Source organism: Arthrobacter zhaoxinii (assembly GCF_025244925.1).
In the GTDB taxonomy this organism is placed as follows: domain Bacteria; phylum Actinomycetota; class Actinomycetes; order Actinomycetales; family Micrococcaceae; genus Arthrobacter_B; species Arthrobacter_B zhaoxinii.
The window spans coordinates 2,107,264-2,121,662 of record NZ_CP104275.1 but is presented as its reverse complement, the minus strand read 5'-3'; the positions used below and the strand labels follow the sequence as shown (position 1 = coordinate 2,121,662).

General features: G+C 65.3%; 10 protein-coding genes. 8 read left to right on the top strand and 2 right to left on the bottom strand.

Features of this window, described 5'->3' with window-relative positions; genetic code table 11:
• The first annotated feature begins 207 nt into the window (after window positions 1-207).
• The 4 genes from N2K95_RS09945 to N2K95_RS09930 all read left to right on the top strand — a co-directional run bounded on the left by N2K95_RS09945 (window position 208) and on the right by N2K95_RS09930 (window position 3,706).
• Window positions 208-828 (top strand): ATP-dependent Clp protease proteolytic subunit, encoded by a 621-nt coding sequence (locus tag N2K95_RS09945; RefSeq protein WP_227922731.1) that lies wholly within the window; start codon window positions 208-210, stop codon window positions 826-828.
• A gap of 47 nt (window positions 829-875) precedes the next feature.
• Window positions 876-1,550 (top strand): ATP-dependent Clp protease proteolytic subunit, encoded by a 675-nt coding sequence (locus tag N2K95_RS09940; RefSeq protein ID WP_227921049.1) that lies wholly within the window; start codon window positions 876-878, stop codon window positions 1,548-1,550.
• Window positions 1,551-1,718: 168 nt separating this feature from the next.
• Window positions 1,719-3,011, top strand: a complete 1,293-nt coding sequence (gene clpX, locus N2K95_RS09935; protein ID WP_260651435.1) for an ATP-dependent Clp protease ATP-binding subunit ClpX — start codon at window positions 1,719-1,721, stop codon at window positions 3,009-3,011.
• 65 nt (window positions 3,012-3,076) lie between these two features.
• Window positions 3,077-3,706: a mycothiol-dependent nitroreductase Rv2466c family protein gene (locus N2K95_RS09930; RefSeq protein ID WP_260651434.1), complete on the top strand. Its 630-nt coding sequence runs from the start codon at window positions 3,077-3,079 to the stop codon at window positions 3,704-3,706.
• Window positions 3,707-3,779: 73 nt separating this feature from the next.
• Here N2K95_RS09930 and valS read toward each other — a convergent pair whose 3' ends face one another.
• Window positions 3,780-6,407, bottom strand: coding sequence for a valine--tRNA ligase (gene valS, locus N2K95_RS09925; protein ID WP_260651433.1), 2,628 nt, complete (start codon window positions 6,405-6,407; stop codon window positions 3,780-3,782).
• 260 nt (window positions 6,408-6,667) lie between these two features.
• The gene (locus tag N2K95_RS09915) at window positions 6,668-6,958 is read right to left on the bottom strand and encodes a hypothetical protein (RefSeq protein WP_260651432.1); all 291 of its coding nucleotides are present in this window, start codon (window positions 6,956-6,958) and stop codon (window positions 6,668-6,670) included.
• Window positions 6,959-7,563: 605 nt separating this feature from the next.
• Between N2K95_RS09915 and N2K95_RS09910 the strand changes: the two genes are divergently transcribed.
• The 4 genes from N2K95_RS09910 (at window position 7,564) to N2K95_RS09895 (ending at window position 14,394) form a co-directional block, all read left to right on the top strand.
• The gene (locus tag N2K95_RS09910; protein WP_260651431.1) at window positions 7,564-8,394 is read left to right on the top strand and encodes a hypothetical protein; all 831 of its coding nucleotides are present in this window, start codon (window positions 7,564-7,566) and stop codon (window positions 8,392-8,394) included.
• 208 nt (window positions 8,395-8,602) lie between these two features.
• Window positions 8,603-9,361: an SDR family oxidoreductase gene (locus N2K95_RS09905; protein WP_260651430.1), complete on the top strand. Its 759-nt coding sequence runs from the start codon at window positions 8,603-8,605 to the stop codon at window positions 9,359-9,361.
• A gap of 351 nt (window positions 9,362-9,712) precedes the next feature.
• A complete protein-coding gene (gene ileS, locus N2K95_RS09900; protein ID WP_260651429.1) occupies window positions 9,713-13,015 on the top strand; it encodes an isoleucine--tRNA ligase in 3,303 nt (1,100 codons plus the stop codon).
• Window positions 13,015-14,394: a bifunctional folylpolyglutamate synthase/dihydrofolate synthase gene (locus N2K95_RS09895; RefSeq protein WP_260651428.1), complete on the top strand. Its 1,380-nt coding sequence runs from the start codon at window positions 13,015-13,017 to the stop codon at window positions 14,392-14,394. Before ileS ends, N2K95_RS09895 begins: the two co-directional genes overlap by 1 nt.
• The last annotated feature ends 5 nt before the right edge of the window (window positions 14,395-14,399 follow it).

Sequence of the window (14,399 nt, the reverse complement as noted above, 5' to 3'; positions counted from 1 at the left end):
CCTTTCACGGCCCGGTCTGCGCCACACACCGCTGTGACGCGCATCGTGCGCCGTCAGCGAACAGTCAGCCAAACGGGCGCAGATCGCCGCTGCAACAGGCTAGTGTCCTAGAAGAGACAAACGGCAGGAGCCGCTGGCACGGCCAGCACCCGTTCCTGCCAGAGCGAGAGGTCACTCAGTATGGCAACTGCACCGAACACACCCACCATGGCTACGGTGGACCCGGCCGGCCGGGACGACTACATCTACAACCGCCTGCTCAAAGAGCGGATCATCTGGTTGGGCTCGGAAGTCCGGGACGAGAATGCCAACGCGATCTGCTCCCAGCTTCTGCTGCTTTCCGCAGAAGATCCTGAGAAGGACATCTACCTTTACATCAACTCTCCCGGCGGCTCCGTGACCGCAGGCATGGCGATCTACGACACCATGCAGTTCATCCCGAACGACGTTGTCACGGTCGCCACCGGCCTGGCCGCCTCCATGGGCCAGTTCCTGCTCTCCTCCGGCACCAAGGGCAAGCGTTACGCAACGCCGCACGCCCGCATCCTGATGCACCAGCCCTCCGGCGGAATCGGCGGCACGGCTTCGGACATCAAGATCCAGGCCGAGCTGATCCTGAACATGAAGCGCGTGATGGCTGAACTGACTGCAGAGCAGACCGGCCAGACCGTCGAGACCATCCTCAAGGACAACGACCGCGACAAGTGGTTCACCGCGCAGGAAGCCCTGGAATACGGCTTCTTCGACAAGATCTCCGCCCACGCAGGCGGAGTAACCGGCGGCGGCGGAACCAACCAGGACCAGGCAGAGGGCAAGGACGAGGACTAGGGTCCCCGGCCAGCCACCCCTCCATTTGCAGACTTCAGGAGTAATTCATGAACCATAATTTCGGCACCGCCGGCTCCGCCGTCGCCCCGCAGATGCCCACCAGCCGCTACGTCCTGCCGCAGTTCGAAGAGCGCACGCCCTACGGCTTCAAGCGCCAGGATCCGTACACCAAGCTGTTCGAAGACCGCATCATCTTCCTGGGTGTCCAGGTCGACGACGCCTCCGCAGACGACGTCATGGCCCAGCTGCTGGTCCTTGAGTCCACCGACCCGGACCGCGACATCACCCTGTACATCAACTCCCCGGGTGGATCATTCACGGCCATGACGGCCATTTACGACACCATGCAGTACATCCGCCCGGAGATCCAGACGGTCTGCCTCGGCCAGGCAGCCAGCGCGGCCGCCGTGCTGCTTGCTGCCGGCACGCCGGGCAAGCGCCTGGCACTGCCGAACGCCCGCGTGCTCATCCACCAGCCCTCACTGTCCGGCGGACAGGGCGGGCAGGCCTCCGACCTGGAAATCCAGGCCGCCGAGGTCATGCGGATGCGCACATGGCTGGAGGACACCCTGGCGCTGCACTCCAACCGCACCTCCGAGCAGGTCAACACGGACATTGAGCGTGACAAGATCCTCACCGCCGATTCGGCCCTGGAATACGGACTGATCGACCAGGTTCTTGATTCCCGCAAGCTCAAGACTCCGGCCATCAACAAGATGTAACCTGCCCTGCTGACAAGCAGCATGTTCCGGCGGCCCGTGGCGCGTAATATCGCACCACGGGCCGTTTGGTTGCTGAATAGCTCCTCCAAGTGTCCTAGAGTGGATCATGGTTGGCTCAGCCCATGCTGCGGAACCGTTTTTTGATGGACCATCTAAGGGGACTGAACTATGGCTCGCATTGGTGAGAGCACGGATCTGCTCAAGTGCTCTTTCTGCGGAAAGAGCCAGAAGCAGGTACGCAAACTCATTGCCGGCCCCGGCGTGTACATCTGTGATGAGTGCATCGACCTCTGCAACGAAATCATCGAGGAAGAGCTCTCCGAGGTTGCCGATCTCGGCACCTTCGAACTCCCCAAGCCCCGGGAAATCTTCGATTCGCTGCAGGAATACGTCATCGGCCAGGAACCCGCCAAGCGGTCGCTGGCCGTTGCGGTCTACAACCACTACAAGCGCATCCAGGCCGGCCACGCTCCCCGCGGCGCCGGTAACCTCGCCGATGCAGTGGCTGCCGACGACGTCGAAATCGGCAAGTCCAACATCCTCCTGATCGGCCCCACCGGCTGCGGCAAGACCTATCTGGCGCAGACCCTGGCCCGCCGCCTCAACGTCCCCTTCGCCGTCGCCGACGCCACCGCGCTCACCGAAGCCGGCTACGTGGGTGAAGACGTGGAGAACATCCTGCTCAAGCTGATCCAGGCCGCGGACTACGACGTCAAGAAGGCCGAGCAGGGCATCATCTACATTGACGAGATCGACAAGATCTCCCGCAAGAGCGAGAACCCGTCCATCACCCGGGACGTCTCCGGCGAAGGCGTGCAGCAGGCCCTGCTGAAGATCCTCGAAGGCACGGTGGCCTCCGTGCCGCCGCAGGGCGGGCGTAAGCATCCGCATCAGGAATTCATCCAGATCGACACCACCAACGTCCTCTTTATTGTTGCCGGCGCCTTCGCCGGCCTGGAGGAAATCATCGGGTCCCGGTCCGGCCGCAAGGGCATCGGGTTCGGCGCACCGCTGATCGAAACCACCAAGGGCACTGACTCCTATGCGGAGGTTATGCCCGAGGACCTGCTGAAATTCGGCCTGATTCCCGAATTCATCGGCCGCCTGCCCGTCATCACCACGGTCTCGAACCTGGACCGCACGGCGCTCATCCGCATCCTGACCGAGCCCAAGAACGCCCTGGTCAAGCAGTACCAGAAGATGTTCCAGCTCGACGGCGTCGAACTCACCTTCGAGCAGGGTGCCCTGGACGCGATCGCGGAGCAGGCCTTGGAGCGGGGCACCGGTGCCCGCGGTCTGCGTGCCATCCTGGAGGAAGTCCTGCTGCCGGTCATGTTCGACCTGCCCAGCCAGGAGGACGTCGTCACGGTGGTTATCACCGCAGACACCGTGGAGAAGAAGGCCGAACCGACCCTCATTTCGCACGCCGTCGCCACGAAGCGCCGGAACAAATCGGCCTGACCCGCGGTTGGTAGAAGTAGTATGCAGGGCGTGTCTGCGCCGTTCAACGCTTCCAAGGAGTTTCCATGACCGCTAATGCTTCCGTGTCCGGTTCCGCATCGACCGCCGATTTCTGGTTCGACCCGATGTGCCCGTTCGCCTGGGTCACGTCCCGCTGGATGGACGAAGTGGAACAGGTCCGCGATGTCCGCACCAACTGGCACGTGATGAGCCTGGCCGTCCTGAATGAGGGCCGGGACCTGCCGGAGGACTACCAAAAGCGCATGGAGGCGGCCTGGGGTCCGGTCCGCGTGATCATCGCGGCGCAGGAGCTGCACGGCACCGAGTACATCAAGAAGCTGTACGACGCCATGGGAACCCGCATCCACATCGGCGGAAACAGCGACTTCCCCACGGTCATCCGTGAGGCGGTGGCCGAGGTGGGCCTGCCCGCCGAGCTGGCGCAGTACGCCGACACGGACGAGTATGACGACCAGCTGCGCGCCTCGCACAAGGAAGGCATCGAGAAGGTGGGCGACGACGTCGGAACCCCCATCGTGGCCTTCAACGGGACCGCCTTCTTCGGTCCGGTGCTGACGCGCATCCCGCGCGGCGAAGAAGCAGGTGCGATGTTCGACGGCGCCGTGATGCTGGCCTCGAACCCGGCGTTCTTCGAACTCAAGCGCAGCCGCACCGAGAGCCCGGCGTTCGACTGATTATTCTGCCTCCATAAACAGAACGCCCGGCCGGAAATATCCGGCCGGGCGTTCTGTTTTTGGTTCTACGGCACTACTCCGCCGGAGGCGCCAGTTCGACGTCGGAAACGGCCAGCTCGCCCTCGCCGACGGCCAGGTTGAGTTCCCGCACGTTGCCGGCGGCCTTGAGGTCCGCCTGTCCGGCGCGGAGCCGGGTCACTGCACCCTCGGGTGCGGTGACCGTGGCCTTGAGGACCTCGGTCCGCTGCTTGACCTTGGCTTCGGACTTGGCCTTGCGGATCCCGCCCAGGGCGGCGGCAACCGTGCCGAGGATCCCGGCGTCGGCGTCCGCCACGGCCGTGGACAGCCCGTCCACATTCGGCCATGGCGCCCGGTGCACCGACCCGGCGCGCCACCAGCCCCAGACCTCTTCGGTGGCGAATGGCAGGAACGGGGCGAACAGGCGCAGCAGCGCATCCAGCGTGGTGGCCAGGGTGGCCAGCACCGAGGCCTGCTCAGCCTCGCCGGCGGCACCGTAGGCGCGGTCCTTGATCAGCTCCACGTAGTCATCCGTGAAGGACCAGAAGAAGGACTCGGTCAGCTGCAGGGCCTTGGCGTAGTCGTAGCGATCAAAGGCGCTCGTGGCGGCCTGCACAACGTCGGTGAGCTGGGCCAGGAGGGACAGGTCCAGGGCGTTGGTGATCACCGAGGTGTCCGCCAGTGCCACGTTCTTCTCCGTGGCGCCCAGGTTCAGGACGAACTTGGAGGCGTTGAGCAGCTTGATGGCCAGACGGCGGCCGATCTTCATCTGCGCAATTTCGTACGCCGTGTCCGCGCCGAGCTTCGCCGAGGCGGCCCAGTAGCGCACGGCGTCGGAGCCGAACTCGTTGAGCACATCGGTGGGAACCACCACATTGCCCTTGGACTTGGACATCTTCTTCCGGTCCGGGTCCAGGATCCAGCCGGAAATCGCGGCGTGCTTCCACGGCGCGGCGGCATTGAGCGCATCGGCGCGCACCACGGAGGAGAACAGCCAGGTGCGGATGATGTCGTGGCCCTGCGGACGGAGGTCGAACGGGAAGACCTTCGCGAAGAGGTCCTCGTCCCGGCTCCAGCCGCCCACAATCTGCGGGGTCAGCGAGGAGGTGGCCCAGGTGTCGAGCACGTCCGCGTCACCGATGAAGCCGCCCGGCTGGTTGCGCTGGGATTCTTCGTAACCCGGAGCCGCTTCGGCGGCCGGGTCCACGGGCAGGGACTCGGGTGCGGGCAGCACGGGGTGGTCGTAGTCCGGGTTGCCGGCGGCATCCAGCGGGTACCAGACGGGAACGGGGACGCCGAAGAAGCGCTGGCGGGAGACCAGCCAGTCACCGTTGAGGCCCTCGATCCAGTTCTCATAGCGGGAGCGCATAAACGCGGGGTGGAAGTCGATTTCCTTGCCGCGGGCGATCAGGCGTCCGCGGCGTTCCTCGTCGCGGCCGCCGTTGCGGATGTACCACTGGCGGCTGGTCACCACTTCGAGGGGCTTGTCGCCCTTTTCGAAGAAGTTGACCGGGTGGGTGATCTTCTTCGGTTCGCCGTCGAGGTCGCCGCTTTCGCGCAGCATCTCGACCACGGTTTCCTTGGCGCTGAAGACGGTCTTGGTGGCGAGGGCGGCGTAGTTTTCCTTGGCCGTCTCGGTGGCGATCCACTCCGGGGTCTCGGCGAGGATGCGGCCGTCACGGCCGATCACGGCGCGGGTGGGCAGGTTCAGTTCGCGCCACCAGGTGACATCGGTGAGGTCGCCGAAGGTGCAGATCATGGCGATGCCGGAGCCCTTGTCGGGCTTGGCCAGCGGATGCGCCTTCACCTCGACCTCGACGTCGAACAGCGGGGACTTCACAGTGGTGCCGAAGAGGCGCTGGTACCGTTCGTCGTCGGGGTGTGCCACCAGGGCCACGCACGCCGGAAGCAGTTCCGGGCGGGTGGTCTCAATGTAGATCTTCTCGCCGTCGGGGGCGTGGAAGCTCACCCGGTGGTAGGCGCCGGGCTGCTCGCGGTCCTCAAGCTCGGCCTGGGCGACGGCGGTGCGGAAGGTGACGTCCCAGAGGGTCGGGGCTTCGGCCATATAGGCGTCGCCGGCGCGCAGGTTGTCGAGGAAGGCACGCTGGCTGACGGCACGCGAGGAGTCGTCGATGGTGCGGTAGGTGCGGTTCCAGTCCACGGACAGGCCGAGGGTGGAGAAGAGGTCCTCGAAGACCTTCTCGTCCTCCACAGCGAGCTCCTCGCACAGCTCGATGAAGTTGCGGCGGGAGATCACATCGAAATCACGCTGGTTCTTGGCGGCCTTCGCCGGCGGGCGGTAGTCGGCGTCGTACGGCTTGGTGGGGTCGCAGCGCACGCCGTAGTAGTTCTGGACGCGGCGCTCGGTGGGCAGGCCGTTGTCATCCCAGCCCATGGGGTAAAAGACGTTCTTGCCAGTCATCCGCTTGTAGCGCGCCATCACGTCGGTCTGCGTGTAGGAGAACATGTGTCCCACGTGCAGCGAACCGGAGGCCGTGGGCGGGGGAGTGTCGATCGAGTAGACCTCGTCCCGGACCGTGTCCGGGTCAAACGCGTACGTTCCCTCCTCGCGCCAGCGGGCGCTCAGCTTGGACTCGAGCCCCTCAAGGGCGGGCTTGTCGGGGACGGATACGGTCTGGGGTTCGTTGTCGGGCGTGTCTGTGCCCGGGATATGTTCAGCCATGCTTTCCATTCTTCCATGCAGGCCTGTGCTCTGAGGCACCGGCGGCCTGCCGGGATGTTGGGCGGCTGTACTGCCGGGCTCCGGAGTTGGCTCCGGGGTTGCCGGAGTGGGGGCTCCGGGGTTGGGCTCCGGGGCGGCCGGGGTTGCCGAAGTTGCCTCCGGAGTGGGGCTCCGGAGTTGCCGGGGTTGCCGGAGTTGCCGTGCGGCAGGCGCAGAGGCAGGATCTTCCCGGAGGAAACCTTCCTGCCCCGGGCCGAAACCTAGTTGTCCCGTGCCTTGCCGAAGTAGTGGGCCAGGAAAAAACTCATGGCAATAGCGCCGGCGCCCAGCGAGATCCGTTCGCGGAAGCCCTGGGGAGACCGGCCCAGAAGGGCGACGCCGCCGGCTGCGTTCAAGCCGCTCCAGAGGGCATTGGCCATGGGGCCGGAGAGCCCGACGCCGGGCGGGTTGGCAAACGGTGTTGGGAACCGTCTTCCCTGCACGGCACTGAGCCCGTGGGGGACTGCATTGGCGAGGAGTATCCCTGCGAGGAATTTCTTCGTGGAAGACATGGCCTGGTGTCCTGTCCGTGTCGGCATGGATTGGGCATGGAGGCAGCCCGACGGGTATTCAGGCCAGAGCCTACAGCTTCGGCATCCGGCGGGGCGGGGGAGTCGTGGCACAGCATCCCACCGGGTGGTGCTGCTGGTGCGGGTGGGACCTCAGGGGGTAACAACAGCCCCAAATCGTGGGATGGCGTGCTGGCCTGGGACGTCTCGCAGCACAGCGTCCCACAGGGTGGTGCTGCTGGTGCGGGTGGGACCTCAGGAGTTATCACCAGTCCCAGACCGTGGGACCCCGTGCAGGCCGGCACAGCGTCCCACAGGTTGGTGCTGGTGGTGCGGGTGGGACCTCAGGAGATGCCAGCAGCCCCAAACTGTGGGATGGCGTGCTGGCCTGGGCCCGTCTCGCAGCACACAGCGTCCCACCGGGTGGTGCTCCTGGTGCTGGTGGGACCCCAGGAGACACCACCAGTCCCAAACCGTGGGACCCCGTGCGCGCAGACAGCGGCTTCCATCCCTCCACACAGGATCGAACCGCACCGGGTGACCTGGCGGGCTCCACCCCGCAGCTTGGAAGAGCAAGAACCGGCCGGAGACACACCATTGTGAGGGGGATGCAGCAACTGGAGGCATTCCTGCTCTCACGGTACGGAGTAGCCAGCTACGGGACGCTGACCGCCAACGGGTTCCCGCGGTCGACGATTGACCAGGCTCTGCGCACAGGGATCGTCCGGCGCGTGGCCCGCGGGACGTTTGCGCTGCCTCAAGCAGACGCCCGGTTGGTTGATGCCGCACGCAGCCAGGCCTCGCTGACATGCATCTCGGCGGCAGAGGTTCTTGGCTGGTGGTTGTTAGCCCCACCCGGATCCGTACACGTCCGGTGCGACGCGGCTCGGACAATACCCGGCACGGTTGTCCACCGGGGACAGCGCTCGGCACACCGGCTGATAGCGCCGCCCCGGCAGATCCTCCGGGACGCCTTCCGCTGCCTTCCCCGGCTGCATGCGTTGGTGATGGCGGAATCCGCAGTTGTAACCAACGCCGTGGGACTGCAGGCCCTGCAGAAGGAATTCTCCGGGCAGCAGGACTGGCACGTCCGGGCCCTGCTGGGGACCATTCGGCGCACTACGGCATCGCCACTGGAGGTCTGCGCACGGTTCCACTTGCTGAACGCCGGACTTCGGGTTGAGACAGAGGTGGCCCTGCCCGGTATCGGACGAGTGGACCTGCTTGTTGACGGGTGGTTGATCATCGAGATCGACGGGTTCGCGTTCCACAGCAGCCGGGCACACTACCGCGTGGACCGGCGACGGTGGAACGCGTCGGCAGCAGCCGGGTGGATCACGCTGCGGATCACCGCTGAACTTGTCCTGCACCGGCCGGAAGAGTTTGTGAAACTGGTGAAAATGGCGCGGGATACGTGGAGCCTCCGTGTGCGACGGTGACGGCGGCAGTAAGGGAGCAGCAGCCATAGTGTCCAAGTAGCTGTAATGCAGCCACAGCAGTCAGAGGGAAGCCCGGTAATGCTGCAGCAAAGGGCCAGCAGCCACAGCGATCAGAGGGCAGCAGTAATAACAGAGCCGCAGCCGTAACAGAGGGGTGGACGCGCGGAAGAACCCCGTTAGGAATCGAAACGCTGGCTAAAGTGATCACATGACTGAGATCACACCGAAGCGGGCCGTTGTTACCGGAGCAAGTTCAGGGATCGGAGCCGCCGCAGTGCGGGCGCTGCGCGCCTCGGGCTGGAACGTCGTCGCCGTCGCCCGCCGCGGAGACAGGCTGCAGGCGCTCGCCGAAGAAACCGGCGCGGAAGCAATCGCTGCGGATGTCACCGATGACGCCTCGGTGGCACGGCTCGCAGAGCAGGTCCTGGCCGGCGGGGGAGTGGACGCCCTGATCAACAACGCCGGCGGCGCCTTCGGACTCGATCCGGTTGCGGGAGGAAGCATCAGCGACTGGCAGCGCATGTATGACGTCAATGTCCTGGGCGCACTGCGCATGACACAGGCGTTCCTGCCGGCACTGCGGGACAGCGGCCGTGGATCGGTTCTGCTGCTCACGTCGACGGCGGCCTTTACCGCCTACGAGGGCGGGGCCGGCTACAGCGCGGCGAAGTCCGGGGAGGAAATGCTGGCCCGGACCCTGCGCCTGGAGGAAGCCGAACACAACGTCCGTGTCATTGAGATTGCCCCGGGCATGGTCAAGACAGAGGAATTCTCCCTGAACCGGGTGGGGGACAAGGAAGCTGCGGACAAGGTGTACGCCGGCGTCGAAAAGCCGCTGACGGCGGAAGATGTCGCCGAGGTTATGGCGTTCGCTTTGAACCTGCCGCACCACGTCAATCTGGACCAGGTGGTCCTGCGGCCGGTGGCGCAGGCGGCCCAGCACAAGGTCATACGCACCGGGCAGTAGACCGCCGGTAGTCCCGGGGACGCCCGGCTGGAAGTCCTCGGGCAGCCCCGCAGGGACAGGTGCTTCGACAACCGGCGCGGGCGTGGCCTAAACTTGACCGGAACAGCACTGACCCGGCCATCACCGGTGAGCTTCCGGAAGAACGGTTACCTCTTTAATAAGGGCAGCCCAGTAGAACCGGACGGGTAAGCCCGTCACAGCAGTCAATGAGCGGCAGCCGCGCGAACCCAGCAGCACCGGGGACGCACGGCGGCAAGCGAGGTGGTACCGCGGTTACCGCCGGCCTTTCGGGGCCGGTAGAGGCCGCCCTCGCATCCTGTTCCACAGCCAGATTCACTTGCCGCTATCAGGATGACGAATATGCCCTCTGTATACCCCAAAGCCAGCACCGGCGACGCAGCATCTGCCGCTGTCCCCTCATCCCCCCGGTTTCCGGAACTCGAAGAACGCGTTCTGAAGTACTGGGACAAGGACGGCACCTTCCAGGCTTCCATTGACGCACGGCCGGCCGGAAAAGACGGCGAGAACGAGTTCGTCTTCTACGACGGCCCGCCCTTCGCCAACGGCCTGCCGCACTACGGACACCTGCTGACCGGCTACGTGAAGGACCTGGTGGCCCGCTACCAGACCCAGCGCGGCCGCCGCGTGGAACGCCGCTTCGGCTGGGACACCCACGGGCTGCCCGCCGAACTCGAGGCCATGAAGCAGCTCGGCATGAGCGACAAGGTCCAGATCGAGAAGATGGGCATCGACAAGTTCAACGATGCCTGCCGTGCCTCCGTCATGAAGTACGCCGGTGAGTGGCAGGACTACGTCACCCGCCAGGCCCGCTGGGTGGACTTCGAGAACGACTACAAGACGCTCAACGTCGAGTACATGGAATCGGTCATCTGGGCGTTCAAGACCCTGCACGAAAAGGGCCTGACCTACAGCGGCTTCCGCGTGCTTCCGTACTGCTGGAAGGACGAGACGCCGCTGTCCAACCATGAGCTGCGCATGGATGACGACGTCTACAAGATGCGCCAGGACCAGACGGTCACGGTCACCTTCCCCATCACCGCCGGTGACAACGCGCTCTCCGCGGAGCTCGAAGGCGTGCAGGCCATCGCCTGGACCACCACTCCCTGGACCCTGCCCACCAACATGGCCCTCGCCGTCGGACCCGAGGTCCGCTACGCCGTCGTGCCCGCCGGTCCGAAGGGCACGCAGGCAGGCGAGGGACGCTTCCTGCTCGCTGAAGACCTCGTGGGTTCCTACGCTAAGGACCTGGGGTACGACGACGCCGAGGCCGCCCGCGCTGCCGTCACCGCCGTCCACCTCGGCACGGACCTGGCCGGCCTGCGCTACGCCCCGCTGTGGAACTACTACACGGACACCGAGAAGTGGGGCACTGCCAACGCCTGGCAGATCGTCACCGCCGACTACGTCACCACCACCGACGGCACCGGCATCGTCCACCAGGCACCCGCCTACGGTGAAGACGACCAGAAGGTCTGCGAGCAGTACGGCATCCCCGTGATCCTCTCCGTGGACGAGGGCGGCAAGTTCCTGCCCATGTTCGGCACCGGGGAGCTCGCCGACATCGCCGGGCTGCAGGTCTTCGACGCCAACAAGCTGATCACCCGCGTGCTGAAGGCGGACGGCCGGCTGCTGCGCCAGGCCAGCTACGAGCACAGCTACCCGCACTGCTGGCGCTGCCGGAACCCGCTGATCTACAAGGCGGTCTCCTCCTGGTTTGTGGAGGTCACCAAGATCAAGGACCGCATGGTCGAGCTGAACCAGCAGATCAACTGGATCCCGGAGAACGTCAAGGACGGACAGTTCGGCAAATGGCTGGAAAACGCCCGTGACTGGTCCATCAGCCGCAACCGCTACTGGGGCAGCCCCATCCCGGTCTGGGTCTCGGACGATCCCAACTACCCGCGCACCGACGTCTACGGTTCGCTCGCGGAAATGGAAGCCGACTTCGGCCGGCTGCCGCTGAACAAGGAGGGCCAGCCGGACCTGCACCGCCCGTTCATCGACGAGCTGACCCGCCCCAACCCGGACGATCCCACCGGGCAGTCCACCATGCGCCGCGTGGAGGACGTGCTGGATGTGTGGTTCGACTCCGGGTCCATGCCGTACGCCCAGGTGCACTACCCGCACGAGAACGCCGACTGGTTCGAAAGCCACAACCCCGGCGACTTCATCGTGGAGTACATCGGACAGACCCGCGGCTGGTTCTACACCCTGCACGTGCTGGCCACGGCACTGTTTGACCGGCCCGCCTTCCGCAACGTCATCAGCCACGGCATTGTGCTCGGCTCCGACGGACAGAAGATGTCCAAGTCGCTGCGCAACTACCCGGACGTCTCCGAGGTCCTGGACCGCGACGGATCCGACGCCATGCGCTGGTTCCTGATGGCCTCCCCGATCCTGCGCGGCGGCAACCTGATTGTCACCGAACAGGGGATCCGCGACGGTGTCCGCCAGGCCATCCTGCCGCTGTGGAACGTGTGGCACTTCTTCAGCCTCTACACCAACGCCGCGAACAACGGCAACGGCTACGAGGCCAAGGCCTGCTACGACTCCACCGAACCGCTGGACCGCTACCTGCTCGCCGCCACAGGCGACCTGGTCCGGGACATGGGCACGGCACTGGACGGCTACGACGTGTCCGTGGCGTGCGAGATCCTGCGCGCCTACATGGACACGCTGACCAACTGGTACATCCGCCGCAGCCGCACGCGCTTCTTCGAAGAGGATCCGCAGGCCTTCGACGTGCTCTACACCTGCCTGGAAACCGTGTGCCGGGTGGCAGCCCCGCTGCTGCCGCTCATCGGCGAGGAAATCTGGCGCGGCCTCACCGGCGGGCGCTCCGTGCACCTGACCGACTGGCCGGACGCCGACCTCTTCCCGAGCGACCCCGCACTGGTGGAACGCATGGAAGCCACCCGGAAGATCGCTTCCGTGGGTTCCTCGCTGCGCAAGGCTGCAAACCTCCGAGTGCGGCTTCCGCTGTCCGAAATGACCGTAGTGGCACCGGATGCCGACGCGCTTGAAGGACAGTTCGCGGCCATCATCGCCGATGAACTGAACCTGAAGTCCGTGCGCTTGGAGAACTGGTCGGAAGCGCGGGCCGAAGAGTATGGACTGGGCAGCGAGCTAAGGCTGAATTTCCGGGAGATCGGCAAATCATTTGGCAAACAACTCCCGGTCATCAAAAAGGCCATAGATGCTAATAAGTTTGTTGGCGGGCCTGATGGGCTCAACGTAGAAATTGGCGAGGGTGAGTTCATAAAGCTCCCTCAGTTCATGTACGAGATGCGAACTGTCGCAACTGGTACCGGTCAAACCGAAATAGGGTTGCTGCCCGGAATCGGATTCCTGGTGCTGAACACCGAGGTCACCCCGGAACTGGCTGCCGAAGGCGCCGCCCGCGACGCCATCCGCGCCGTCCAGCAGGCCCGCCGCGACGCGGACCTGCACATCAGCGACCGCATCCGCACGCGCATCAGCACTGGCGCGGAAGAAGCGGCCGCGCTCGAAGCCAACGGGAACCTGGTGAAGGCCGAAACGCTCACCGATGACCTGGTGGTCACCGGCGACCTGGTCACCGACGGCGCCGACACCGACGCCGACAAGTACATCGTCACAGTGGAGAAGATCTAATGAGTTCAGCAGACCGCCCGTCCGGTTCCATTGACGGGTTCTCGGTGGAGAGCGTTTATGCCGAACTGCTCAGCCGCGCGCCGGAAAACAAGATGGAGCCGCGCATGGCTCCGCTGTTCCGGGCAATGGAAGTGCTGGGGGAGCCGAACAAGGCGTTCCCGATCATCCACATCACCGGCACCAACGGCAAAACCTCAACGGCCCGCATGATCGAAGCAGGACTGCGCGCCTACGGACTGCGCACCGGCCGCTACACCAGCCCGCACCTGACCAGCGTCACCGAGCGGATCAGCATTGACGGCGAGCCCGTCAGCGATGAAACGTTTGTCCGGATCTGGGACGAGATCCATCCCTACCTGGACATTGTCGACGCCGAACTCGAGGCCGAGGGCGAGCCCCGGCTGACCTATTTCGAAGCCGTAACCATCCTCGCGTTTGCGGTCTTCGCGGACGAGCCCGTGGACGTGGCGGTCATCGAGGTCGGCCTCGGCGGCATCACGGATGCCACCAACGTCAGCGACGGCACCGTCTCCGTCGTCACACCCATTTCGCTGGACCACACCGAGCTGCTGGGCGACGACGTCGCCGATATTGCCCGGGAAAAGGCCGGCATCATCAAGGAGGACGGGTTCCTCATCAGCGCCGCACAGCCCATGGAGGCTGCGCAGGTGCTGCTCGAAAAGGCACACGAGGCCGGCGTTCCATTCCGGTTCGAGGGCGTCGAATTCGGCGTGGAATCCCGCGTGATGGCCGTAGGCGGGCAGATGGTCACCATCAACGGCCTCGCCGGCCGCTACGAGGATCTCCAGGTTCCCCTGCACGGTGCGCACCAGGCCGAAAATGCAGCGGTTGCCGTGGCGGCGCTGGAAGCCTTCATCGGCGGCGGCACGAAGGAGCTCGACGTCGAACTGCTGCGGACCGGGTTCCTGACCGTCACCTCGCCGGGCCGCCTGGAGGTGGTGCGGACCGCTCCCACCATCGTCGTCGACGCCGCGCACAACCCCGCCGGTGCCAAGGCGACCGCCGAGGCACTGCGCGAGGCGTTCAACTTCACCACGCTCGTCCTGGTGGTCGGCATCCTGGCGGAGAAGGACGCCGTCGGCATCCTCAGCGAACTCCGCGAGCAGCTGGGGGACCTGGTGAGCGGCGTTGTCCTGACCCAGTCCGGCTCGCCCCGGGCCATCCCCGCCGACGAACTGGTCCAGGACGCGGTGGATGCAGGCTTTGCGGATGAAGACATCCAGGTCGAGGCAGGCCTGGACAACGCCCTCGAATGGGCCGTGGCCAAGGCCGAGGAGAACAACGACCTCTCCGGCGGCGTGCTCGTGGTCGGTTCCATCACCGTGGTCGCCGAAGCGCGCACCCTCCTCGGAAAGTAGGCATG

What these genes read in the sequence shown, in the direction of transcription:
- N2K95_RS09945 (WP_227922731.1), top strand. Translation starts at nt 208, where the DNA reads ATGGCTACGGTGGACCCGGCCGGCCGGGACGACTACATCTACAACCGC.
- N2K95_RS09940 (WP_227921049.1), top strand. Translation starts at nt 876, where the DNA reads ATGAACCATAATTTCGGCACCGCCGGCTCCGCCGTCGCCCCGCAGATG.
- clpX (WP_260651435.1), top strand. Translation starts at nt 1,719, where the DNA reads ATGGCTCGCATTGGTGAGAGCACGGATCTGCTCAAGTGCTCTTTCTGC.
- N2K95_RS09930 (WP_260651434.1), top strand. Translation starts at nt 3,077, where the DNA reads ATGACCGCTAATGCTTCCGTGTCCGGTTCCGCATCGACCGCCGATTTC.
- valS (WP_260651433.1), bottom strand. Translation starts at nt 6,407, where the DNA reads ATGGCTGAACATATCCCGGGCACAGACACGCCCGACAACGAACCCCAG.
- N2K95_RS09915 (WP_260651432.1), bottom strand. Translation starts at nt 6,958, where the DNA reads ATGTCTTCCACGAAGAAATTCCTCGCAGGGATACTCCTCGCCAATGCA.
- N2K95_RS09910 (WP_260651431.1), top strand. Translation starts at nt 7,564, where the DNA reads ATGCAGCAACTGGAGGCATTCCTGCTCTCACGGTACGGAGTAGCCAGC.
- N2K95_RS09905 (WP_260651430.1), top strand. Translation starts at nt 8,603, where the DNA reads ATGACTGAGATCACACCGAAGCGGGCCGTTGTTACCGGAGCAAGTTCA.
- ileS (WP_260651429.1), top strand. Translation starts at nt 9,713, where the DNA reads ATGACGAATATGCCCTCTGTATACCCCAAAGCCAGCACCGGCGACGCA.
- N2K95_RS09895 (WP_260651428.1), top strand. Translation starts at nt 13,015, where the DNA reads ATGAGTTCAGCAGACCGCCCGTCCGGTTCCATTGACGGGTTCTCGGTG.